Raw genomic sequence first — 22,598 nt, forward strand, 5'->3', positions numbered from 1 at the left:
CGGCCAAGGTGTGGCAGAGCGGGGCGGCGAATTCCAGGGCCCTTCGCGTATCCCCACCACCGGCTTGGCTCCGGCTTGGCACCGGCTTGGCTCCGGCCTGGATCGCGGCCGCCACACGGGTTAGGGCGAGGGACCACCCCTCGGGGTTGTCGAGGCGGCAAGGGGATCGTGAGGTGGATGCAACCCTGACCACGCCGGGCCAGCACGTCCTGATCGTCGAGGACGACGACGGCATCCGCACCCTGATCTCGACGCTGTTGCGCGAGAACGGCTTCCGGGTGACCGGCTGCCGGAACGGCCACGAGATGCGCCACCTCACCCGCGAGGTGACCTACGACCTCGTCATCCTCGACGTGATGCTGCCCGGCGGCTCCGGCCTCGACCTGTGCCGGATGCTGCGCGAGATCAGCGGCGTCCCGATCATCATGGTCACCGCCCGCGCCGACGAGGTCGACCGGGTCGTCGGGCTCGAGATCGGGGCCGACGACTACGTCACCAAGCCCTTCGGCCGGGCGGAGCTGCTGGCGCGCATCCGGGCGGTGCTGCGGCGCGGCGCGCATCCCGTCGGCCGCCGGGAGCGGCAGGCGGACGTGCTGCGGTTCTCCGGCTGGGAACTGCGCACCGCGAGCCGCGAGCTCGTCGACCCGTCGGGGGCGGCGGTGGACCTCTCGGGGGCGGAGTACGAACTCCTCCTGACCTTCCTCGAGCATCCCGGCCGCGTCCTGTCGCGCGACCGGATCCTCGAGATGTCGCGCGGCCGGCTCGCCGGGGCGGCCGACCGCAGCGTCGACGTCCTCGTCAGCCGCCTGCGCCGCAAGATCGACCATTCCGCCAACGAACAGGGGATGATCAAGACCGTGCGCGGCGCCGGCTACATCTTCGTCGGCAGAAGGGAGGCGTGACGATGCACCCGCGCGCCGCCGCCGGTGCGGCCGATGCCGTCTTGCCCGGTCGCGGCCGAAGGGCGCCGACATGAAGCGCGTGTTCGGATCGATCGAGGGACTGACCTCGCTGATCCTGCTCGTCACCATCCTCGTGGTCCAGGCCGGGGCGTTCGCCCTCTACCGCGGCTCGGCCATCGCGGCCGAGGACGACGCCTTCGCCGGGCGCACCGCGGCACAGCTCGTGCTGGCCCGCGACGCCCTCATGCGCCGGCCCGTGACCGAGCGGACCGCCGAGGCCCGCGCCCTGTCCAAACCCCATTTCGAGATCGGCTGGGCCGAGGCCGCCACGGCCCGGCCGGAGGGACGCGCGGGCCCGCTGCTCTGGACCTGGGTCGGGCGTCTGGTGGCGTTCGATCCGAGCCTCGCCGACGCCCAGCTGCGCCTCAGCCTGTCCCAGCACGACGATGCGGCCGGCGCCACCGACCTGCACGGCGAGATGCGCCTGCCGGACGGGTCGTTCCTCACCTTCCAGTCGGCCCACGCCCCCGCCCTGGTGCGCATCGGCGACGAGGCCCTGCTCTCCGTCGTCATGGCGCTGGTGGTGAGCGGGGCCGCGATCCTGGTGGTGCACCGCATCGCCGCTCCCTTGCGCCGGCTGGCGCAGGCGACGGACGCCATCGGCCGCGGCCTTCCCGTGCGGGTCGAGGAGACCGGCCCCGACGAGACGCGGCGGATCGGGGCGGCGTTGAACGCCATGCAGGACCGGGTGCAGCGGGTGCTGGCCGACCGCACCCAGGCCCTGGGCGCCGTCTCGCACGACCTGCGCACGCCCATCACCCGCCTGCGCCTGCGGGCCGAGGCGCTGCCCGACGCCGAGGATCGCGCGGCGATGACCCAGGACCTGGCGGACATGGAGGCCATGGTCGCCTCCACCCTCTCCTACCTGCGCAACGAGGCCGATCCCGAGCGCCCGCGCCTCGTCGACGTCGTCGCCATCGTCCTCACGCTGATCGACGCCGCGGTGGACGAGGGCCACGACGTCGCCTTCGAGGGCCCGCGCCGCAGCCTGATCACCGCCCGCCCCCTGGCGATCAAGCGCGCCATCGCCAACCTTCTCGACAACGCGGTCAAATACGGCGCGGGCGGCACCGTGCGCCTCCGGGAGACCGAGGGCACCCTGGCCATCGCCATCCACGATCGCGGCCCGGGCATCCCGCCCGACGACGTCGAGCGGGTGTTCCAGGCCTTCGAGCGCCTGGAGACCTCGCGCAACCGCCGCAGCGGCGGCAGTGGCCTCGGGCTCACCATCGCCAAGACCCTGATCGAGGCCGAAGGCGGAAGCATCGACCTGACCAACGCTGAGGACGGAGGGCTGGTGGCCCGCATCGTCCTGCCGCGGGCGACGGAGGGCCTCGGGGGCCCGAACCCGTAAGGGCCGGCGATGGCCACGGGTGAGCGCGGTTCGCGACGCTCCGCGCCCGGACGGACCGATGTCGGCCCGCGGGCGTGACCCAAAGGCGACACACCTTTTGTCGCGGATACGGTTACACGAGGCCATGCTCGCACCGCGTCACTTCCAGCAGATCATCGAGAGCGCGATCGATTTCGCGGTCGTCGTGACCGATCTCGACGGCATCGTCACGGACTGGAATTCCGGGGCGGAGGCCATCTTCGGCTGGCGGCGCGAGGAGGTCGTCGGCACGACGGCCGACCGCATCTTCACCCGCGCCGACCGGGCGACCGGGCAGCCCGGCCGCGAGATGCGCACCGCCCTCGCCGAGGGCCGGGCGAGCGACGAGCGATGGCATCTGCGCAGCGACGACACCCGGTTCTGGGCATCGGGCGAGATCATGCCCCTGCACGACGAGGACGGCACGCATCGCGGCTACGTCAAGATCGTCCGCGACCGCACCGACCGGCACGAGACCGGCGAGCGCCTGCGCGAGACCGAGAACCGGTTCAGGACGCTCCTCGAGACGATCGAGACCGCCTTCGCCATCGTCGAAGTGAAGTTCGACGCCGACGACCGCCCGGTGGACTACCGCTTCATCGAGGCCAACCCCGCCTTCGAGCGCCAGGCCGGGGTCAACCTCCGCGGGAAATGGGTCACGGAGTTCGCACCGGACCTGGAGCGCTTCTGGTTCGAGACCTACGGCCGTGTCGCATGGACCGGGGAGCCGGCGAGTTTCGAGAGCTACGCGGAGGCGTTCGGCCGCTGGTTCGAGGTGCGGGCCATCCGGGTCGGTGATCCGGCCGAGCGCCAGATCGCCATCTTCTTCCACGACATCACGCAAAGGCGGGTCGCGGAGGAGCGCCTGCGCGCCAGCGAGACCCTCGCCCGGGAGAACGCGCAGCGGATCCAGCTCGCCCTCGCGGCCGGCGCGATCATCGGCACCTGGCACTGGGACCTGCCCACCGACCGCTTCACCGTCGACGAGGCCTTCGCTCGCAGCTTCGGGCTCGACCCGGCGCTCGGCCGGAACGGCATCCCGCTCGCCCAGATCGTCGCGACCGTCCACCCCGACGACCAGGCGGGACTGGCCGCGGCGATCGACGAGGTCATCGCGCGCGGCGGCGCCTACGCGCACCAGTACCGCGTGCGACGCTCGGACGGGCGGTACTACTGGATCGAGGCGAACGGGCGCGTCGATCACGCGGACGACGGCACGCCGTCGAGCTTCCCCGGCGTCCTCATCGACGTGGAGGAGCGGCGCGCCGTCGAGGCGGAGCGCGACCGGGCCGCGGCCGCGCTGCGCACCCTCAACGAGACGCTCGAACAGCACGTGGCCGAGCGCACGGCCGAGCTGATGCGGGCCGAGGAGCAGTTGCGGCAGGCCCAGAAGATGGAGGCGGTGGGCCAGCTCACCGGCGGGTTGGCCCACGACTTCAACAACCTCCTGGCGGGCATCTCCGGCGCGCTGGAGCTGATGCAGTCGCGGATGAGCCAGGGCCGGTTCGGCGACCTCGACCGCTACATGACCGTGGCCCAGGGCGCGGCCCGGCGCGCCGCCGCCCTGACGCACCGCCTGCTCGCGTTCTCGCGTCGGCAGACCCTGTCTCCCAAGCCGACGAACGTGAACCAGCTCATCGGCGGGATGGAGGAGCTGGTGCGCCGGACCATCGGGCCGCAGATCACCCTGGAGCTCGTCGGGGCGCCCGGCCTGTGGCCGGCGCTGGTCGATCCGGGCCAGCTCGAGAACGCGCTCCTGAACCTGTGCATCAACGCCCGCGACGCCATGCCGGACGGCGGCCGCATCACCATCGAGACCGCCAACCGGTGCCTGGACCGGCCCGCGGCCAGCGACCACGACATCCCGGAGGGCCAGTACCTCTCGCTGTGCGTGACCGACACCGGCACGGGCATGCCGCCGGACGTGATCGCCCGGGTGTTCGAGCCCTTCTTCACGACCAAGCCGATCGGCGAGGGGACGGGGCTCGGTCTGTCGATGATCCACGGGTTCGCGCAGCAGTCGGGCGGGCAGGTGCGGATCTCGTCCGAAGTCGGCCGGGGTACGACGGTCTGCCTGTACATGCCGCGCCACCACGGCGAGGCCGATGGCGACGACCCGGCACCGAGGCCGACCGGCGTCGCCCGCGCCGAGCAGGGGGAGACGGTGCTGATCGTGGACGACGAGCCGTCCGTGCGCATGCTGGTGACGGAGGTGCTGGAAGACCTCGGGTATACGGCCATCGAAGCCGCCGACGGCGTCGCGGGACTGACCGTGCTGGAATCGGACGTGCGGATCGACCTCCTCGTCACCGATGTCGGGCTGCCCGGCGGCATGAACGGCCGCCAGATGGCGGACGCCGCCCGCGTGCGCCGGCGCGACCTGAAGGTCCTGTTCATCACCGGCTACGCCGAGAAGGCGATCCTCGGCGACGGGCACCTGGCGCCCGGCATGGAGGTGCTCACCAAACCCTTCCCGATCGAGACGCTGGCCTCTCGCATCAAGGATCTCATCGCCTCGCCCTGATACGGTTTCCGCTTGGATCAAGCGGGATCCGTATCACCGAGCCCGCGCGGCGCTTGAGCGAAGCCCATTTCCGCATCACGAAGTGATCAACCGGAAATGGCATGAGCCGAGCGCCGGCCCCGGCGCTGCGATCCGTCTCGGGCGCGTCGGGGCCGCCCCCCGATCCGGTCGGTCGGCGCGGCGCGGCGCCCGGGCCCACGCCGGCATCCGCATGGCGGAGCCATCGACCGGATTTCGCAGGACACACTTTGATACAGACGCGTCACGCGCCGGGCATCCGGAACGTCCATCTTGGCCCCGACGGTCGAGCCGGCAGGACGCCGTATGCAACGGGGAGCGGAACGCGATGGGTCTTTCGTCACGGCGCAGGGTGATCGGATGGATCGGCGCGGCCGGCGTGCTGGTGTCGACGGGCGCGGCCGTGGCCGGGACGGGCCATTCCCATGCCGCCCCCAACGGCGGCCAGATCAGGGACATCGGCGCCTACGAGGTGGAACTGGTGGCGAAGGGCGCCGACCTGGTGCTCTACCTCGTGGACGCGCAGGAGAAGAAGGTCGATGCCGCCGGCTTCTCGGCCAAGGCCGTGGTGCTGGCCAAGGGCAACGAGCAGAAGACCGTCGCCCTGGCGCCCGCGGGGGACAACCGCCTGTCGGGCCGGATGGATTTTACGGTCGAGGGCAAGCTGCGCGCGACGGTGACGCTAACCGCGCCGTCCGGCGAGGCCGGCAAGGGCCGCTTCAGCCTCGACGCCGCGCGCTGAGCAGGCTTCGCAAAAGCGGCCGCCGGTTTTGCGTCAAAACCTGCGACACATCAAAGGCTCAAGCAGGATGAAGCGCTGGCTCGCCAACGCTTCATCCTGCTTGAGCCAAGGCCGCTGACGACCGCAGGGAAAACCCGCTCGATGTCCCGTCTCCTGGTGATTCCGGCCGCCCTCGGCGCCGGCCTCGCGCTCGCCACCTTCGTGCCGGAGGTGCCCCGGACCCTCCGGTCGTGGGCGGCCTCGGCCGGCATCGCGGTTCCGGCGGCCGGCGTCGAGCGCGCCCCGGAGAAGGCCGCCGCGTCCGGCCATGCCGGTCACGGGCACGGGGCGGGCGAGGAGGCCCCCGAGGGCATCGTCCCGATGACGCCCGAGCAGGTCGCGACGGCGAGGATCGAGGTCGCGGCCGTCGACGGGGGCGTCCTGTCGCGGCGTCTCACCGTGCCCGGCGTCGTCATGCCGGATGCGGACCGGGTCGCACGGGTGGCGGCCCGGGTCGTGGGCACCGTGGCCGAACTGCACAAGCGCCTTGGCGACACCGTCGCCAAGGGCGAGGTCGTCGCCGTCCTCGACAGCCGCGAGGTCGCGGAGGCCAAGAATGAGTTCATCGCGGCCTTCGTCGGCCGGGAGCTGCAGGAGAACCTGTTCGAGCGCGACCATGCCCTGCGCGACAAGGGCATCTCGGCCGAGCAGGTCTTCCTGCGGGCGCGCACCACGTTGATCGAGGCGCGTTTGAAGGTCGACCTCGCCCGCCAGAAGCTCTCGGCCCTGGGCGTGCCCGACCGGGAGGTCGCCGCGCTCTCCGAATCCTCGGCGCCCGTGGCCAAGGCCACCGCCGGCGGCCACGAGGATCATCTGATAGGCCTCGACCGTGCGCCGAAGCTCGGCCTGCAGCGCTACGAGATCCGCTCGCCCATCGCCGGGCAGGTGGTGGAGCGGCAGGTGGACGTCGGCGCCCCGGTCAACGGCGAGGGCCAGATCAAGGAGATCTACACCATCGCCGACCTGTCCCGGGTCTGGGTCGAGCTCGCCGTGCCCACCGCCGACCTCGGCGCGATCCGCCAGGACCTGCCCGTCGCCCTCACCGGTGCCGGCGGCGGGCCGGCGACGGCGGGGCGGATCGTGTTCGTGAGCCCGATGCTGAACCCCGAGACGCGCTCGGCCAAGGTCATCGCCTCGGTGGCCAACGAGGGTCTGGCCTGGCGGCCGGGCTCCTACGCCACCGTCAAGGTCGCGGTGGAGGAGATGCCGGTGGCGCTGCGGCTGCCGCGCGGCGCCCTCCAGACCATCGCGGGCGAACAGGTCGTCTTCGTGCGCACGCAGACCGGATTCGAGAAGCGCGAGGTGGTGCTGGGCAAGGGCGACGACGAGGCCGTCGAGGTCGTGTTCGGCCTCGACCCCGGGGAGGAGGTGGCGGTGGCCAACTCCTTCATCCTCAAGGCCGAGCTCGGCAAGGCCGAAGCCGAACACGTCCACTGAAGCCAAACACGTGCATTGAAGGCGCCGAGCGTGATCAACTCCATCCTGGGCTTCTCCGTCCGGCAGCGCTGGCTCGTGGTGCTGCTGTCCCTGGCCGCGGCCGCCTTCGGCGTCGTCTCGCTGAGCCGGCTTCCCATCGACGCGGTCCCCGACATCACCAACAACCAGGTCCAGGTGAACGCGGTGGTGCCGCAGCTCTCGCCCTTCGACGTCGAGAAGCAGGTCACCTACCCCATCGAGACCGCGCTGGCCGGCATTCCGGGGCTCGAATACACCCGCTCGCTCTCGCGCAACGGGTTCGCCCAGGTCACCGCCGTGTTCGCCGAGGCGACCGACCTGTACTTCGCCCGCCAGCAGGTCAACGAGCGCCTGGGCGAGGCCAAGGCCGCGCTGCCGCCGGGAGCGGAGGTCCACATGGGCCCGATCTCCACCGGGCTCGGCGAGATCTACATGTGGACGGTCCACTACGGCCGGCCCGAGGATCGCGAGACGGCACAGGCCGGCCAGCCCGGCTGGCAGGCGGACGGCAGCTACCTGACGCAGGAAGGCCAGCGCCTCGACAAGCCGTTCGAGCGCGCCGCCTACCTGCGCACGATCCAGGACTGGGTGATCGGGCCGCAGCTCAAGACGGTGCCCGGCGTGGCCGGCGTCGACGCCATCGGCGGCTACAAGAAGCAGTACCACATCCAGCCGGACCCGGCGAAGCTGATCGGCCTGAACCTGTCGTTCAAGGACGTCGCCGAGGCGGTGGAGCAGAACAACCAGAACCGCGGCGCCGGCTACCTCGAGCGCAACGGCGAGGGCTACGTCGTCCGCTCGGGCGGCCGCATCGAGAGCATGGAGGAGATCGGCCGGACGGTGGTCGCCACCCGCGGCGGCGTGCCGGTGCGGGTCTCCGACGTCGCCGAGGTCCGGATCGGGCGCGAATTGCGCACCGGCTCGGCCAGCGAGAACGGCGAGGAGGCCGTGGTCGGCACCGCCCTGATGCTGATCGGCGCCAACAGCCGCACGGTCTCGGCCGCCGTCGACGTGCGCCTGAAGGAGATCGCCCGCAACCTCCCCCCCGGCATCGAGGTCCGTACCGTCCTCGACCGGACGCTGCTGGTCGACGCCACGGTGAGGACGGTGGCCAAGAACCTCGCCGAGGGCGCGCTGCTGGTCGTCGCGGTGCTGTTCCTGCTGCTGGGCAACGTCCGCGCCGCCGTCATCACCGCGCTCGTCATCCCGGTGGCGATGCTGATGACCGTCACCGGCATGGTCCAGGGACGGATCAGCGCCAACCTGATGAGCCTGGGCGCGCTCGATTTCGGGCTGATCGTCGACGGCGCCGTCATCATCGCCGAGAACTCCCTGCGGCACCTGGCCGAGAGGCAGCACGCGCTCGGGCGCACCCTCGACCGCGAGGAGCGCCTCGCCACGGTGCGGCGCTCGGCCGAGGAGATGATCAAGCCCTCGGTCTACGGGCAGGCGATCATCATGCTCGTCTACGTGCCGCTCCTCACCTTCACGGGCGTCGAGGGCAAGATGTTCGCGCCGATGGCGCTGACCGTGATCGTCGCGCTCGCCTGCGCCTTCGTGCTCTCGCTCACCTTCGTGCCCGCCCTCATCGCCATCGCGATCACCGGCAGGGTCCGGGAGACGGAGAACGTCCTCATCCGCGGGCTCAAGGCGGTCTACCGCCCGCTGCTGGCGGGGGCCGTGCGCCACCCCCTGCCGGTGATCGGCGGGGCGGTGGTGCTGTTCCTGGCCAGCGGCCTGCTGTTCCAGCGGCTCGGCCAGGAGTTCATCCCCCAGCTCGACGAGAAGAACATCGCCATGCACGCGATGCGCATCCCCTCGACCTCGCTGACGCAGTCGCAGGCCATGCAGACCGCCGTCGAGACGGCGGTGCGCGGCTTCCCGCAGGTGGCCTTCGTGTTCTCGAAGACCGGCACCGCCGAGGTCGCCTCCGACCCGATGCCGCCCAACGTATCGGACACCTTCATCATCCTAAAAGCCCAGGCCGAATGGCCCGACCCGGACATGGCCAAGGACGCCCTCATCGCCGCCATCCAGGCGGCGGTGGGCAAGGTCACCGGCAACGCCTACGAGTTCACCCAGCCGATCCAGATGCGCTTCAACGAGCTCTTGGCCGGAACCCGCGGCGACCTCGCGGTGAAGGTGTTCGGCGAGAGCTTCGAGACGATGCTGCCGGCGGCCAACCGCGTCGCCACGGTGCTGCGCGGGGTCGAGGGCGCGCAGGACGTCCGGGTCGAGCAGGTCACCGGCCTGCCGTCCCTGGAGATCAGGGCCGACAAGGGCGAGATCGCGAGGCTCGGCCTGACCCATGCGGCGGTGCAGGACGTGGTCGGGGCGGCCATCGGCGGGCGCGAGGCGGGCCTCGTCTTCGAGGGCGACCGGCGCTTCCCCATCGTGGTGAGGCTGCCCGATGCGATCCGCGACGACATCGAGGCGCTCAAGACCCTGCCGGTCCCGCTGCCGCCGGGCAGGGACGGCCGCGTCGCCTCGGTGCCGCTCAAGCAGGTGGCGTCCTTCGTGTTCTCCGAGGGGCCCAACCAGATCTCGCGGGAGAACGGCAAGCGCCGCATCGTGGTCACCGCCAACGTGCGCGGGCGCGACATCGGCGCGGTGGTGGCCGAGGCGCAGGCCAAGGTGGCCTCCGCCGTCCCGCTGCCGGCCGGATCCTGGATCACCTGGGGCGGCCAGTTCGAGAACCTGGCCGCCGCCCGCCAGCGCCTGACGGTGGTGGTGCCGGGCTGCTTCTTCCTGATCTTCCTGCTGCTGTACTCGGCGCTGGGATCGCCCCGGGACGCGCTCCTGGTCTTCAGCGCCGTGCCGCTGGCGCTGACGGGGGGCGTCTGCGCCCTGTGGCTGCGCGACATGCCGTTCTCGGTGCCCGCCGCGGTGGGCTTCATCGCCCTGTCCGGCATCGCCGTGCTCAACGGCCTCGTTATGCTGATCTTCATCAAGCAGCTGATGCAGGAGGGCCGGTCCCTGCACGAGGCGATCCTGGAGGGCGCCGTGACCCGGCTGCGCCCCGTGGCGATGACGGCGCTGGTGGCCTCGCTCGGGTTCGTGCCGATGGCGCTGGCCACGGGCACCGGCGCGGAGGTGCAGCGGCCGCTGGCCACCGTGGTCATCGGCGGGCTGATCAGCGCGACCCTCCTCACCCTCGTCGCCCTGCCGGCCCTCTACGCCCGCTTCGCCAGACCGTCCCGGGTCGCAGAAAGCCCCGGGACGGCCGCCGGCCCCCTTCCGGCGGCGGCCGAATAGAGGCGGCCGCCCGCCTGCGCGCGAAGGGCCCGCCCGTCGCCGGCGCGGCCGGTCTATTTCCGGTTCTATTTCCGGTTCTTGGCCAGCCAGTCCCGCATCTGCGCGATCTCCTTGTCCTGATCGGCGATGATCTGCTCGGCCAGCCGCCTGGTCTGCGGATCCTTGGCGTGCTGGAGCGCGACCTTCGCCATGGCGATGGCGCCCTGGTGGTGCGGGATCATGTGGGTGCGAAAGTCGACGTCGGGGTCGCCGGTGTAGGGCACGTGCATGTCGTGCATCATCGCCATATCGGCGGCCTTGTACGCCAGCGTCGAGGCGGCATCCCCCGGCGAAGGCTTCATGGCGTCGATCATCTTCGCCATGTCGGCGTCGTGGTCGGCATCGTGCGTGGCCGGCACGCCGCCGGCCGGAGCGTGGCCGCCGTGGTGGTGGTGGCCCGTGCCGCCGGCCAGGGCGGTGCCCGAAAGGCCGGCGGCGAGGGCGAGGGCGGCGAGGAATCGGGTCGTCGGGGTCATGCGGTCTGTCCTTGGTGGGGGTCGAGAGGAAGCGTCAGTCGAACCGGCCGCTCGCGGTCGATCCGTCCGGGGCGGTGAGCTGCACCGCGCCCTTCGGGCTCTTGGACAGCGGCACGGCGGTCGATCCCGACAGGCGGTTGGCGGCGACGGGTTCGAGGGCGATGCGGGCCGCCTTGCCGTCCACCACCAGGATCGCGGTCGCCTTGAAGCCCTTGGCCGGGACCGGCCTGGCGCCGTCGTCGGAGACGTAGACGTCGACGAACCCCTCCCCGGTCACGAGCTCGACGTGGTAGCGCCCGGCATCGGCGACGCGCCCGCCGTGGACGCCCTTCGCCTCGTGCGCGAGCGCCGGGGTGGCGGCGAGGAGGCTTGCGGCGAGGAGACTTGCGGCGAGAAGGTTTGCCGCGAGGGCGATCGTCCGGGGTTTCATGGTCGGTCTCCGCAGGAAAAATGAGGGTGGAAGCAGCAAGCCTTCAGAACGCTTCCGCGGCGCGCGCGGTCGCGTCCTGCGGGCCGGGCGTCGCCGGGGCCCGGCTCGCACGCAGGCGTTCGAGGGGCCCGGCGCCGTAGCGCAGGAACAGCACCGGGGTCAGGACGGTGTCGAGGAGGGTGGCGCTGAGGAGGCCGCCCACGATCGTCACCGCCACCGGGTGCAGGATCTCCTTGCCGGGCGCGCCCGCATCCACCAGCAGCGGCACCAGGGCGACCCCGGCCGAGAGCGCCGTCATCAGCACCGGCGTCATCCGCTCCAGGCTGGCGCGCACCACGAGCTCGCGCCCGAACGGCATCCCTTCGAGGAGGGCGAGGTTGAGGATGTGGCTGATCTTGAGGATGCCGTTGCGCGCGGCGATCCCCGTCAGGGTGACGAACCCGATCATCGAGGCCACCGAGAGCGGCTGGCCGGCGAGCCACAGGGCGGCGACGCTGCCGATGAGCGCGAGCGGCACGTTGCCCATGATGATGAGCGCCAGGACGCCCGAGCGGTAACGGCTGTAGAGAACGGCGAAGACCAGCCCCAGGGACAGGAGCGACAGGAGGCCGATGGTGCGGCTCGCCTCCTCCTGCGCCTGGAAGGTCCCCTCCAGCCGGGCCTCGATGCCGGGGGGCAGGCCCGCCTCGGCCACCGCCCTCCGGATGGCGGCGACCACGCTCGCCATGTCGCTCCGGCCGTCGGTGTTGGCCTGGACCACCAGCCGCCGGCGCCCGTTCTCGCGAAGGATCTGGTTGGGGCCGTCGGTCTCGCGGACGTCGGCCACCTGGTGGGCCGGAACCCAGCCCGAGGGCGTCTCGATCAGGAGGTCGCCGAGCCCCTGCGTCGTGCGCACGCGCTCGGGCAGGCGCAGGACCACGTCGAAACGGCGGACGCCGTCCGCCACCGTCGAGACCACGCGGCCGTTCGAGAGCCGGCTCAGCTGCTCGACCACCGCCGCCGGCTGGACGCCGTAGAGGGCGGCACGGGTGTAGTCGACGCGGATCTCGAGCTGCGGGATCAGCACCTGGCGCTCGACCTGGAGGTCGACGAGGCCCGGGATGGCGGCCATGCGCGCGCGCAGGTCCTCGGCGATCCGGCGCAGGGCGTCGAGGTCCTCGCCGAAGACCTTGAGGGCGAGCTCGGCGCGGACCCCCGACAGCATGTGGTCGAGCCGGTGCGAGATCGGCTGGCCGACGTTGGTGGTCACCGGCAGGGCGGCCAGACGGGCGCGGATGTCGGCGACCAGCGCCTCCTTGGGACGCCGCGCGTCCTTGAGCGCGATCTCGATGTCGGAGGAATGGACGCCCTCGGCGTGCTCGTCGAGTTCGGCCCGGCCGGTGCGGCGTCCCACGGTGGCGACGTCCGGCATCTCCAGGAGCAGCTTCTCCGCGATCAGTCCGACCCGGTTGCTCTCGGCCAGCGAGATCCCCGGCCTGAACGTCATGGTGACGGTGAACGAGCCCTCGTTGAACGGCGGCAGGAAGGTGCGCGGGAGGTGCCAGGCGGTCAGGCCGGCCGCCGCCACCGCCGCCAGGACGGCGCCGACCAGCGCGCCCTGGTGCCGGAAGGCGAGCCCGAGCAGGGCCGCGTTGGCGCGCTTGAGCCCCCGGATGAGCCCGCTCTCGCGGTGGCCGAGGCTCTTCAGGGACGGCAGCAGGTAGGAGGCCATCACCGGCGTCAGGGTCACCGATACGCACAGGCTCGCCAGGATCGAGACGATGTAGGCCTGCCCCAGGGGCGCGAACAGGCGACCTTCGATGCCCGACAGGGCGAACAGCGGCACGAACACCAGGACGATGATCGCGGTGGCGTAGACGATGCCGGAGCGGACCTCGTTGGAGGCGGAGACGACCACGTCGAAGACCGAGTGCGGGGATCCGGCCGCACGGTTCTCGCGCAGCCGGCGAAAGATGTTCTCCACGTCGACGACGGCATCGTCGACGAGTTCGCCGACGGCGATGGCGAGCCCGCCCAGCGTCATCGTGTTGATCGACAGCCCGAGGAGATGGAACACCACCGCCGTGGTCAGGATCGAGACGGGAATCGCGGTGAGCGAGATCGCGGTGGTGCGCAGGTTGAGGAGGAAGGCGAACAGGACGAGTCCCACCACGGCCACGGCCTCCAGGAGCACCGCCTCGACGTTGGCGATGGAGGCGGCGATGAAATCGGCCTGGCGGAACACGATCCGGTCGGCCCTGATTCCGCCGGGCAGGGTGGCCGTCACCTCGGTGAGCGCCGCCTCGATGGCGCGGGTGAGCGCCACCGTGTCGACGTCGGGCTGCTTTTCCACCGAGACGACCACCGCCGGCCGGCCCTGGTAGCCGCTGTCGCCGCGCTTGACCTTGGCGGCGAAGGACACCTCCGCCACCTGGCGCAGGTGGACCGGCACGCCGCCCGCCGTCGCCACGACGAGGCTGCGAAGGTCGTCCAGGCTCATGGTCCTGGCGATGGTGCGGATCAGGTACTCGCGGGAAGACTGGTCGGTGAAGCCGCCGCCGGCATTGGTGCCGAACTGCGCCAGCGCCGCCTCGAGTTGCGCGTTGGTCACGCCGAGGGCGCGCATCGCGGCCGGGTTCGGGCCGACCCGGAACTGGCGGACCTCGCCGCCCATGGGGATCACCTGCGCCACGCCGGGAATGGACAGGAGGCGGGGCCGCAGCACGAAGTCGGCGGCCTCGCGCACCTCCATCGGCGAGGCGGTCTCGCTCGTCATCGCGACGAGGAGGATCTGGCCCATGATCGAGGAGACCGGCCCCATCTGCGGGGTGGTGCCGGGGGGAAGCTGGTCGCGCACCAGGGCCAGCCGTTCGGCGACCTGCTGGCGGTTGCGGAAGATGTCGGTGCCCCAGTCGAACTCGATCGTGACGATCGACAGCCCGACGCCGGAGACCGAGCGCACCCGGCCCACGCCCGGCAGGCCGTTCATCCGGGTCTCGATGGGGTAGGTGACGCGCTGCTCCACGTCCGGCGGCGCCAGGCCCTCGGCCTCGGTCATGACCGTGACGGTCGGCTTGTTGAGGTCGGGGAAGACGTCCACCGGCAGTCGCGTCACCGTCACCGCGCCGTAGGCGACGAGCACCGCGGCGATGGCGAGCACCAGGAGGCGGTTGCGCAGGGACTGCGCGACGAGGAACGCGAACATCGCTTAACGCACCTGATCGAGGAGTTCGGCGCCGAGCGTCACCACGCGCCGGCCGGGCCCGATCCCCTCGGCCACCAGCACGCGGGCGGCGTCCAGCGGCGCGACGCGCACGGGGCGGGCGGTGAACCGCTCGGCGGTGGTGTGCTCGTAGACGATGTCCTGGCCGTTGCCCGCGCGAACGACGCTGGCGCGGGGCAGGGCCACGCCGCCCTGCTCGGCGTCGGTGGCCGCCAGCACCGTCACGAACTGCCCGATCCGCAGGCCGGCGGTGTCGCCCCGGACCGCGAACTGCACCGGGATGGCCTGGTTGCGGTCCGAGAGGCCCGAGCCACGGTAGGCCAGTGCGAGGCTGCGGCCATCCGCCAGGCGGGCGCTGGCATCCTGTGCGGTGGTCAAGGCGTCGAAGCTGAGGGCCTCCACCCACAGGCGGGTCGGATCGACGATCTGGAACACCATCGCCCCGGGGGTCGCCATCTGCCCGGCGACCGCCGCGGCCTGGGCCACGACGCCGTCCACCGGCGCCACCAGGGCCTCCGGCTCGCGCCGGGCCGTGTCGAGGGCCGCGCGGCGGTCGCGCAGGCCGGCGAGCTCGGCGCGGGCGTCGTCGAGCTGCGTCTGCGCCACCGCACCGGTGGCGGCGAGCCGCCCGAACCGGTCCACGCGACGGGCCACGATGGCGATCTGCTGGTCGAGCTCGCCCTGGCGCTGGCGCATGTCGGAGACGTCGATCGCCTGCACCGGCGGCGCGACGAGGGCGAGGACGTCGCCCTTCCTCACCGGCGACCCCAGCCGCGGGAACAGGCCGGAGGGCGGCGGAGCGATGCGCCCGCCGATGGACGATTGCACGACGCCGCTGGCGTCGGGATCGGGGATGACGCGCCCGGGCAGCTCGACGGTACGCCGGAAGCGCGCCGATTCGGTCATGGCGGTCTCCACCCCCAGGAGGTGCTGCGTCGGCTTGGGCACGAAGACGCTGCCGTCGGGCAGGCGCTGGGCGAGGTCGGTAGCGGCCTGCCGGGGTGGGCTCAGCGCCGCCCCCCGGGCGAGGCCCGCGCCCTCGTCGCTCCCGGCCGCCAAGGCCGCCGTGCCGACGAGGACCGTGACCGCCACGGCCACCGCCACCACCGCCGGGGCCGATCGCCGCCCGCCGGCCACGAGCAGGAGCAGGACGCCGAGGAGGAAACCGGCGGCGGCGGCCGTCACCACCGCCGGATCCTTGAGCGCGAGGCGCTCCCTCAGGTCCTCGACGGCGGCCAGGAACCGCCGCGGGGGCGTCGGGGCGGGCGCCGCCCCCTCCCCCGGCCCGGCACCCGGAATGTCGAGGCTCAGGGTGAGCACGTCGAGCCCGGCCTCGGTGGCGACCGTGGCGATCAGGTCGTGGCGTCCGGGCTTGGCCAGCCATTGGGCAGACAGGGTGTAGACGCCCGGTCCCGCCGGTTCGGCGACACCGGGGCCGTCCGGCGTCTCGATCTCGACGGTGGCGCCGGAGACCGGCCGGTTCGTGCGGAACCCGTCGAGGAAGATCACGAGGCGGCCGTCGCGGGGCATCGCCACGAGTTCCACCGTGTCCGAGGCGGCCTCGGCGCGGGGGCCCATCGTCCGGGTGACCGGCGGGGGCGGGGCCGCATGGTCGTGCCCCTCGTGCGCCGGCGCGGGGCTGGGGACGAGGACGGCAAGCAGCATCGCCGCGCCAAGGGCGGCGGCCGAACGGGTGGACATGGGAAATCCCTCGCGTTGCAACGCCGGCCGGGCATCCGCCGAGGCGAAGGCCGGCCGTCAGACAGCACGCAGCGTCTGCGTGCGCGTTACGCGAGCGTTCTGGGTGGTTTGCGCAGGGATTCCGGCCCAACGCCCCGCAAGGCGGCGCAATCCGGTGGCCATACGGCGACGGGGCGCGCGACCCGATAGGGGAGCGTCACCTGGGCCGGCAGGATGCAGGGCACGCAGCAGGCGAGACGGCCACAGCAGGAGCCGTCGCAGCCCGGACGTTTTTGGCCGTCGGCGTCCTGTGTTCCCCGCGAGGCGATCGCCGCCGCCATGCCGGGCTGGGTCGCCACGGCAAGGAAAACATCCGGCGCCGGTTCGGCGATCCGCGCCGAGACCGTGACCCCGTGATCGTGGCCTGCATGGGCCTGCGCCGCGGACGGCAGTGCGCTGGCGACGATCGCGAGGATCATCGCGGCTATCAGGCAGACGATGTGCCGATCGACGCGCATGCGGTCGGCATACACCGATTCCGGGGGGCGGGAAACGTCTGTCGTCCCGCCGCGGCGTCTCGGTGCGAGGATGGTTGAACGGTCCCTAACGGTCGTGGCCCCGGTGCGGGGTCAGCCGTGACGGTCGATGCGGCGCAGCGCGACGATGGTCTCGCGCAGCCAGCGTTGCCCGGGCACCTCGTCGTTCGAGGCGTGCCAGATCATCGAGATCGCCACGTCCGGCAGGGCGATCGGCGCGGGGCTCACGGCCAGTCCCATGGCGTCGCCGAAGAAGCGCGCCAGCCGCGAGTGCATGGTGGCGATGACCGGCGCCTCCCGGACGACGAAGGGCATGACCGTGAAGCGCGGCGAGGTCATCGCGATCACCCGCGTCCGGCCGATCTTGGCCAGCGCGTCGTCCACGACGCCGTGGGCGCTCTCCACGAGGCTCGTCAGCACGTGGGGCAGCCGCAGGTAGTCCTCGAGGGAGATCGGCGGCGTCACCCCCACCAGCTCGGCGTTGAAGACGCACAGGTACGTCTCCTTGTTGAGGATGCGCCGCTTGTGGTGGGTCTGCCCCTGCTCGAAGATGCCGATCCCCAGGTCGACCCGCCCGCTGTCGAGGTCATCGAGGATGCGGTTGCGGTCGACCGTGCGCAGCAGGAGCTTCACGCCCGGCGCGACGGCGCGCAGGTGGGCGACGAGGTGGGGCATGAGCAGCACCTCCGTCGAGTCGGGAATGCCGAGGGAGAAGGTGACGTCGGCGGTGGCCGGGTCGAAGGCGGACGGCGGCGCGGTGATCGCCTGGATCTGGGCGAGCGCCGCCTGCATCGGGCCGACGAGGGCCAGCGCGCGCGGCGTCGGCCGCATGCCGTCCGGTGCCCGCGTCAGGAGTTCGTCCGAGAAGGTCGTGCGCAGGCGCCCGAGAGCATGGCTCATCGCCGACTGGCTGATTCCGATCCGCGCCGCGGCCCGCGTGACGCTCCGCTCCGCCAGCAGGGCGTCGAGGGCGACCAGGAGATTGAGATCGAGTTTGGCAAGATGCACATGGTCGATGCGCATTATGAAATCGATCCATTTGATTCATGAAATGGTGCGATGCACATTCAGCCTCACGAAGCGACGGGACGCCCGCCGCACCGCTCGAGGATAAAGCACATGTCCAACCGTCAGGTCTCTCTCTTCACCGCCGCCGCCATCGCGCTGACCACCTTCGCCAGCGCCGCCGTCGCCGCCGAGCCCACCGTCGGCGAGAAGACCACCGGCGCCAAGACCACCGGTGCAATGACGCTGGCGACCCTGGGCCGGGCCACCAACGGCACCCAGGTCGCCCGCCAGGGCGGCTTCGCCAGCGCCGGCGCCGTCCAGTGGATCCAGGCTCCCATCGCCGAGTCCGCCATCGTGAAGACCCCCATCGCGAAGGTCAGCGCCGCCGCGCAGGCTTTCTAAGGTGGCCTCCCATCCCGACCGCCGCCCGCCCCACACGGCGGGCGGTCCATCGCGTTCCACGACGCCTTAGGCCGCCGCGACTCTTCGGGTCGCGCGGCCTTTGCTGCATGGCGGTCACGGTGCGAGCGCCCGCCGCATGCGGGCCGCGGTTCGAGCACCGGCCCCCGCCCTCAGAACCCCGTGACGATCCGGCCGTAGGTGGTCTCGGCGAAGGCGTAGATCTGGGCGCCGATGAACGAGCTGGTGATCAGGAGCATCAGCAGAATCACCACGATCTTGGGCACGAAGGTGAGCGTCACCTCCTGGATCTGGGTCAGCGCCTGGAGCAGGGCCACCAGGATGCCCACCAGCATCGCCGCGCCGATGGCGGGGCCGGCGCCGATGATCACGGTCCAGATCGCGCCGCGCACGAGTTCGAGGGCGTCGACCTCGTTCATGATGGCCCGTCCTTTCGCGGCCGGCGGCCGATGTCGCCCTCCGTCCTTGTCACGGGGCGCGGGAGAAGGAAACCGCGGGCCTCCCCTCCCCATCCCCTCAGGAGACGGTGATGCCCTCGGACAGGAGCAGGCTGCGCCCGTCGGTGAACTTGGCGAGCGCGCCCTCGCTGGTGACCACCACCGAGTTGACCTGACCGGAGACGGTGCCGTCGGCCGAGGTCACGGTGCGGCCGATGATCTGGTCGGCCTGGGAGAGGAAGCTCGAGGCGAGTAGGTCGTCGAGCTTCTTGTTGGTGGCGGCGGTCTGCTCGACCTGCGACAGCGTCGCGATCTGGCCGATGTATTCGGTGGAATCCATCGGCTTGGTCGGGTCCTGGTTCTTCAGCTGCGTGACCAGCAGCGTCAGGAACGTGTCCGCGTTGAGCGAGGCGGCAAAGCCGCTGGCGGTCTTGGCGGCCGCACCGGTCTTGGCGGCCGTGGCGGTGCTCGTCGCCGGCTGGGCGGAGGTGGCGCTGGTGACGTCCATGGGTCGTGGTGCCTTCGTTTCGGGTGCCGGCGGTCAGGCCGGCTGGTCCTGGAGAGTGGCGCTCCCCCGGCTTGGCCGGCGGGCGGAGGCGGGGGCCGCGGCGGTATTGGGCACGGCGGCGGTGTTGGGCGCGGCGATGATCGCGGCCTCGGTCCGGTAGAGCCCGCGGATCAGCTTGAGCGCCTCGATCAGGCGACCGGCTTCCACGAGGGCGTGCGCCGCGACAATGCCCTCGCGGATCTCGGCCTGCGTCACCGCGCCGAGGAGGCCGGCGTGGAGGCCGTGGAACACCTCCCGCGCCCGGGCGGCCTCGGCCGGCTCGATCAGGATCGTCTGAACCGAGAAATAGAGCTGGCGCAGGGGCGTGGTCGCCTCGTCCGCGTGGAGGACGTGGTTCTCCAGGAGGAAGGTGGCGTCGTTGAGGAGCTCGATCGAGACCTTGCGGTCGACCCGCAGCACGGCGCCGTTGATGTAGACGCGCTCGCCCGCGCGCAGCGAGAGATGCATCGCCTTGCTCACCGCAGGCCGTCCCGCACCGAGGTGTTCACCTCGATCAGGGCGGCGAGGCTGCGGTCGGGGGTGCTCAACACCGCGCCGCTCTCGCGCATGCTCCACAGGCCCACCGAGACGAGGTCGCCGCGCAGGGCCTCGGGCAGGGCGTTGTCGGGGCTGCACAGGTCGTCGATCAGGACGGCCCAGAGGTTCTGCAGGAAGCTCGCCGCCGCCTGCCGGTCCTTCTGGGCCGCGTCGGGGCGCCCGGCGATGTGCAGGAGGTCGAGGGCCCGGTCGAAGGCGGCGAGTTCGCGCTGGCGCCCGATCTCGGGGGCGTCGTCCAGGATCTCGGCGTAGGAGAATTGATACATGGTCGGGGACGCCTCGTGTGTCCTGTCCTTGGCCGGCCGCCGCGGACGGCGGCTGGGGGACGCGATGTCGGTAGGGCGATGGTCGGGGAACGATCAGAGGTAGTTGACCAGGCTGAGCTGCCGTAGCTCGGAGGTCAGGGAATAGGAGATCTGGACCTGGGTGGTGAGCTGGTCGATCCGCGTCTTGGCCTCGGCGGTGTCCACGCTCTCCATGTCGCGGATCTGCTTGGCCAGGAGGGTCTGCTGCGCCTCGAGCCGGCCGTTGGCGTCGGCGATCGCCGCCTGCGAGCGGCCGAGGTTGGCCTGCAGCGTCACGAGGCTGGCGCTGGCCGAGCCGAGCAGCCCGGCGATCCGCCCGGCCATCACGTCCTGCACCTCCGCGGAGAAGTGCGACAGGTCGAGGTCGGAGGCGAGGACATGGGCCTTGGCCAGATCGCGGAACGCGGCGGCGTTGGCGCTCGTCGAGGTCTCCACGGTCTCGTTGCGGGAGATCCGGCTCTGGATGGTGCCGTCGGAGGCCGCCGACCAGTTCGCCCCCCAGGACGCATCGTCGAACAGGGCGTCGAAGGCGCCCCCGGGGGCGAGGAAGGCGGCCATCTGCGCGCCCGTGGCCGTGGCGAGGCCGGCGCTGCCGCGTGCACCGAACGTGCTCGTGAAGGCCAGATCGACCGCGGCCTTGGCGGTTCCGCCGTAGGCCTTCATCGGCGTCTCGAGGGTGTTGGTGCCCCCGAAGATCGACTGGCCGCCGGCGGTGGTGTTGAGGGCGGCGGTGAGGGAGGCCAGCCGCGAGGCGGCGGTGTCGGCGATCACCCTGGCGCGCTGGTCGGGCGGCGCGCCGGTGATGGCGGCGAGCGCCGTGTCGGTGTCGGCCTGGATCTGCTGCAGGATGGTCTGGGTCGAGCTGAGGCGCAGGCCGGTGATGTCGTTGCCGTCGCGCAGCGCCGTGAGCTCGGCCGAGGTCTGGCGCAGGCTCAGGGCGACGCCGGTGCGGCTGCCGAGCGTCAGGCCCATGTCGGCGTGCCGGCCGGTGACGAGCTCCTTGTTGGCGCTCGCGATCTCGGACTGCATGCGGGCGACCCCCGTGCGCGGGGTGTTCCAGAGGCTGGCGGTGGAGATGGCGTTGGTTCTCATGGGGTCTATCGCACCACGTCCATCAGGGTCTTCAGGAGTTGGTCCACCACCGAGATCAGGCGGGCCGAGGCGGTGTAGGATTGTTCGAGCTGCAGGATGCGGGCGGTCTCGTCGTCGACGTTGACGCCCACCGCGTTCGAATAGGCCTCGCCCGCCCGCGACAGCAGGGTCGACTGGTAGTCGGCTTCCGAGGTGGCGAGCTTGCGCTCGTTGGACAGCCAGCCCGCCGACGCCGCGGCGAAGGACTGCAGGGTGAGCACGCCGGTGATCTGGGTGCCGGGATCGAAGGCGCGGGCGGTGCCCAGCGCCGATGCGAGGTCGCGCAGGCGCCCGTCGAAGCCGGCCTCGGTCCCCGGGTTGGCGCGGAAGGCCGGCCCGTTCATGCCGCCGTCGCGCAGGGTGTCGAGGCTGCCGCCGGTCCTGGGGTCCACCGCCGCGTTGATGCGGATCGCGGCGGCGAGGCCCAGGGTGGCCGAGGCAGCCCCGCCCGGGACGAGGCCGCTGGTTCCGTCCGAGAACAGGCCCGCGCGACGGACCGGGCCGGCGCCGAGGTCGCCGGTCTCCGCGAAGGCGTCGACCAGGGCGCCGGCCATGGCGTCGAGCTGGCTCTCGTAGCGCACCGCCACGGTGTCGCGCAGGGCCGCCAGGCCGGCGATGCGCCCGGACTGCACCGGCATCGGCGAGTTGGCGCCCGTCACCGGCACCCCGTCCGCCATGACGCTGTTGCCCACGGTGCCGGCGGTGAATCCCACCGTCTCGGCGAAGGTGACGCGCCGGGCGGTGCGGTCGAACAGCGGCACGCCGCTGTCGGTGTAGATCGCCATGTCGTCGCCCGGGCGCGACACCGTGGTGATGCCGATCTCCTCGGACAGGGCACCGAGGATGCGGTCGCGGTCGTCGAGGGCGTCGGTGACGTCGGCGCCGTTGGCGCTGCCGCGGGTCACCGCGCCGTTGGCCACGGCGAACTGGGAGAGCAGGTCGTTGATCCGCGTCACGGAGGCGCCGAGCGCCGTGTCGGCGTCGGCGCGCACCGTATGGACCGCATCCGCCGCGGCGTTGAGGCTGAGGGCGAGGTCGCGGGCGCTCTCCACCGCCTCGCGGGCGAGCTGGCCGTCGTCGGGCCGGTTGGCCGCGGCCTGGAGGGCGGCGTTGAGGCTGCCCAGGCGCGCGGCCGGGGAGGTCGGGTCGTCGGTGTCGCCCACCGTCCGGCTCAGGCTGTCGAGCCCGGCGCTCACCGCTCCGGCGGCGGCCGCATCGGAGGTGCTCAGGAGCTTCCTCGCGAACAGGGCGTCGTCGGTGGCCCGCTGGATCACCACGGCGGTGGTGCCGCCGCCGGTGACGAGGGTGGCGATCTTGCGCGAATAGTTCGGGTCGTCGGCCCCCGTGGTGTTGCGGGAGGCCGCCGCGATCTGGCTCGAGGTCGCGGAGAGCGAGGCGCGGGCGTTGTTGAGGGCGAGGGACAGGCCCATCGTCGGTATCCTGGGGCACGGATGGTGCGGGA

Annotated in this window: 19 protein-coding genes; 7 read left to right on the forward strand and 12 right to left on the reverse strand. The window is 72.0% G+C overall.

The features are described 5' to 3' along the window. Positions 1-173: 173 nt before the first annotated feature. The 6 genes from ASG40_RS02780 to ASG40_RS02805 all read left to right on the forward strand — a co-directional run bounded on the left by ASG40_RS02780 (position 174) and on the right by ASG40_RS02805 (position 10,367). Positions 174-902 (forward strand): response regulator, encoded by a 729-nt coding sequence (locus tag ASG40_RS02780; RefSeq protein ID WP_055880088.1) that lies wholly within the window; start codon positions 174-176, stop codon positions 900-902. A 70-nt stretch (positions 903-972) separates the two neighbouring features. Continuing rightward, entirely contained in the window at positions 973-2,316 is a 1,344-nt protein-coding gene (locus ASG40_RS02785; protein WP_055880090.1) for an ATP-binding protein, read from the forward strand. 124 nt (positions 2,317-2,440) lie between these two features. Beyond that, positions 2,441-4,858, forward strand: a complete 2,418-nt coding sequence (locus ASG40_RS02790; protein WP_200944183.1) for a PAS domain S-box protein — start codon at positions 2,441-2,443, stop codon at positions 4,856-4,858. 346 nt (positions 4,859-5,204) lie between these two features. Continuing rightward, on the forward strand, positions 5,205-5,618 hold the full coding sequence (locus ASG40_RS02795) for a hypothetical protein (protein ID WP_156387521.1): 414 nt from the start codon (positions 5,205-5,207) through the stop codon (positions 5,616-5,618). A 141-nt stretch (positions 5,619-5,759) separates the two neighbouring features. Further along, the gene (locus tag ASG40_RS02800) at positions 5,760-7,094 is read left to right on the forward strand and encodes an efflux RND transporter periplasmic adaptor subunit (RefSeq protein ID WP_055880096.1); all 1,335 of its coding nucleotides are present in this window, start codon (positions 5,760-5,762) and stop codon (positions 7,092-7,094) included. 30 nt (positions 7,095-7,124) lie between these two features. Then, on the forward strand, positions 7,125-10,367 hold the full coding sequence (locus ASG40_RS02805; protein ID WP_055881193.1) for an efflux RND transporter permease subunit: 3,243 nt from the start codon (positions 7,125-7,127) through the stop codon (positions 10,365-10,367). Positions 10,368-10,432: 65 nt separating this feature from the next. On the opposite strand, the gene copM is transcribed toward ASG40_RS02805, so the two are convergent. From copM to ASG40_RS02835, 6 genes are all read right to left on the reverse strand, one after another. Then, a complete protein-coding gene (gene copM / locus ASG40_RS02810; protein WP_055880100.1) occupies positions 10,433-10,882 on the reverse strand; it encodes a CopM family metallochaperone in 450 nt (149 codons plus the stop codon). 34 nt (positions 10,883-10,916) lie between these two features. Further along, entirely contained in the window at positions 10,917-11,312 is a 396-nt protein-coding gene (locus ASG40_RS02815) for a hypothetical protein (protein WP_055880102.1), read from the reverse strand. Positions 11,313-11,355: 43 nt separating this feature from the next. Further along, the gene (locus tag ASG40_RS02820) at positions 11,356-14,496 is read right to left on the reverse strand and encodes an efflux RND transporter permease subunit (protein WP_055880105.1); all 3,141 of its coding nucleotides are present in this window, start codon (positions 14,494-14,496) and stop codon (positions 11,356-11,358) included. Positions 14,497-14,499: 3 nt separating this feature from the next. Next, positions 14,500-16,215, reverse strand: coding sequence for an efflux RND transporter periplasmic adaptor subunit (locus tag ASG40_RS02825; RefSeq protein ID WP_055880108.1), 1,716 nt, complete (start codon positions 16,213-16,215; stop codon positions 14,500-14,502). 86 nt (positions 16,216-16,301) lie between these two features. Then, the gene (locus ASG40_RS02830) at positions 16,302-16,727 is read right to left on the reverse strand and encodes a hypothetical protein (RefSeq protein ID WP_055880110.1); all 426 of its coding nucleotides are present in this window, start codon (positions 16,725-16,727) and stop codon (positions 16,302-16,304) included. A gap of 96 nt (positions 16,728-16,823) precedes the next feature. Continuing rightward, positions 16,824-17,753, reverse strand: a complete 930-nt coding sequence (locus ASG40_RS02835; protein WP_055880113.1) for a LysR family transcriptional regulator — start codon at positions 17,751-17,753, stop codon at positions 16,824-16,826. 96 nt (positions 17,754-17,849) lie between these two features. On the opposite strand from ASG40_RS02835, the gene ASG40_RS20970 reads away from it, so the two are divergent. Next, a complete protein-coding gene (locus tag ASG40_RS20970; RefSeq protein WP_055880116.1) occupies positions 17,850-18,140 on the forward strand; it encodes a hypothetical protein in 291 nt (96 codons plus the stop codon). Positions 18,141-18,310: 170 nt separating this feature from the next. On the opposite strand, the gene ASG40_RS02845 is transcribed toward ASG40_RS20970, so the two are convergent. From ASG40_RS02845 to flgK, 6 genes are all read right to left on the reverse strand, one after another. Next, complete coding sequence (locus ASG40_RS02845; protein ID WP_055880118.1) at positions 18,311-18,577, reverse strand: flagellar biosynthetic protein FliQ; 267 nt, start codon at positions 18,575-18,577, stop codon at positions 18,311-18,313. Positions 18,578-18,674: 97 nt separating this feature from the next. Next, positions 18,675-19,103 (reverse strand): flagellar hook assembly protein FlgD, encoded by a 429-nt coding sequence (gene flgD / locus ASG40_RS02850; protein WP_055880121.1) that lies wholly within the window; start codon positions 19,101-19,103, stop codon positions 18,675-18,677. A gap of 33 nt (positions 19,104-19,136) precedes the next feature. Beyond that, positions 19,137-19,610 (reverse strand): flagellar biosynthesis repressor FlbT, encoded by a 474-nt coding sequence (gene flbT, locus ASG40_RS02855; protein ID WP_055881196.1) that lies wholly within the window; start codon positions 19,608-19,610, stop codon positions 19,137-19,139. Positions 19,611-19,618: 8 nt separating this feature from the next. After that, positions 19,619-19,966: a flagellar biosynthesis regulator FlaF gene (flaF, locus tag ASG40_RS02860; protein WP_055880123.1), complete on the reverse strand. Its 348-nt coding sequence runs from the start codon at positions 19,964-19,966 to the stop codon at positions 19,619-19,621. Between the two features lie 93 nt (positions 19,967-20,059). Continuing rightward, positions 20,060-21,097 carry a flagellar hook-associated family protein gene (locus tag ASG40_RS02865; protein ID WP_055880126.1) on the reverse strand — a complete coding sequence of 346 codons (1,038 nt, stop codon included), beginning with the start codon at positions 21,095-21,097 and terminating at the stop codon, positions 20,060-20,062. Between the two features lie 5 nt (positions 21,098-21,102). Then, positions 21,103-22,566, reverse strand: a complete 1,464-nt coding sequence (flgK, locus tag ASG40_RS02870; RefSeq protein ID WP_055880130.1) for a flagellar hook-associated protein FlgK — start codon at positions 22,564-22,566, stop codon at positions 21,103-21,105. Between the last annotated feature and the right edge of the window lie 32 nt (positions 22,567-22,598).

Origin of the sequence: Methylobacterium sp. Leaf399 (genome assembly GCF_001424525.1) — a bacterium.
In the GTDB taxonomy this organism is placed as follows: Bacteria; Pseudomonadota; Alphaproteobacteria; order Rhizobiales; family Beijerinckiaceae; genus Methylobacterium.

What these genes read in the sequence shown, in the direction of transcription:
- ASG40_RS02785 (WP_055880090.1), top strand. Translation starts at nt 973, where the DNA reads ATGAAGCGCGTGTTCGGATCGATCGAGGGACTGACCTCGCTGATCCTG.
- ASG40_RS02790 (WP_200944183.1), top strand. Translation starts at nt 2,441, where the DNA reads ATGCTCGCACCGCGTCACTTCCAGCAGATCATCGAGAGCGCGATCGAT.
- ASG40_RS02795 (WP_156387521.1), top strand. Translation starts at nt 5,205, where the DNA reads ATGGGTCTTTCGTCACGGCGCAGGGTGATCGGATGGATCGGCGCGGCC.
- ASG40_RS02800 (WP_055880096.1), top strand. Translation starts at nt 5,760, where the DNA reads ATGTCCCGTCTCCTGGTGATTCCGGCCGCCCTCGGCGCCGGCCTCGCG.
- copM (WP_055880100.1), bottom strand. Translation starts at nt 10,882, where the DNA reads ATGACCCCGACGACCCGATTCCTCGCCGCCCTCGCCCTCGCCGCCGGC.
- ASG40_RS02815 (WP_055880102.1), bottom strand. Translation starts at nt 11,312, where the DNA reads ATGAAACCCCGGACGATCGCCCTCGCGGCAAACCTTCTCGCCGCAAGT.
- ASG40_RS02820 (WP_055880105.1), bottom strand. Translation starts at nt 14,496, where the DNA reads ATGTTCGCGTTCCTCGTCGCGCAGTCCCTGCGCAACCGCCTCCTGGTG.
- ASG40_RS02825 (WP_055880108.1), bottom strand. Translation starts at nt 16,215, where the DNA reads ATGTCCACCCGTTCGGCCGCCGCCCTTGGCGCGGCGATGCTGCTTGCC.
- ASG40_RS02835 (WP_055880113.1), bottom strand. Translation starts at nt 17,753, where the DNA reads ATGCGCATCGACCATGTGCATCTTGCCAAACTCGATCTCAATCTCCTG.
- ASG40_RS20970 (WP_055880116.1), top strand. Translation starts at nt 17,850, where the DNA reads ATGTCCAACCGTCAGGTCTCTCTCTTCACCGCCGCCGCCATCGCGCTG.
- ASG40_RS02845 (WP_055880118.1), bottom strand. Translation starts at nt 18,577, where the DNA reads ATGAACGAGGTCGACGCCCTCGAACTCGTGCGCGGCGCGATCTGGACC.
- flgD (WP_055880121.1), bottom strand. Translation starts at nt 19,103, where the DNA reads ATGGACGTCACCAGCGCCACCTCCGCCCAGCCGGCGACGAGCACCGCC.
- flbT (WP_055881196.1), bottom strand. Translation starts at nt 19,610, where the DNA reads ATGCATCTCTCGCTGCGCGCGGGCGAGCGCGTCTACATCAACGGCGCC.
- flaF (WP_055880123.1), bottom strand. Translation starts at nt 19,966, where the DNA reads ATGTATCAATTCTCCTACGCCGAGATCCTGGACGACGCCCCCGAGATC.
- ASG40_RS02865 (WP_055880126.1), bottom strand. Translation starts at nt 21,097, where the DNA reads ATGAGAACCAACGCCATCTCCACCGCCAGCCTCTGGAACACCCCGCGC.
- flgK (WP_055880130.1), bottom strand. Translation starts at nt 22,566, where the DNA reads ATGGGCCTGTCCCTCGCCCTCAACAACGCCCGCGCCTCGCTCTCCGCG.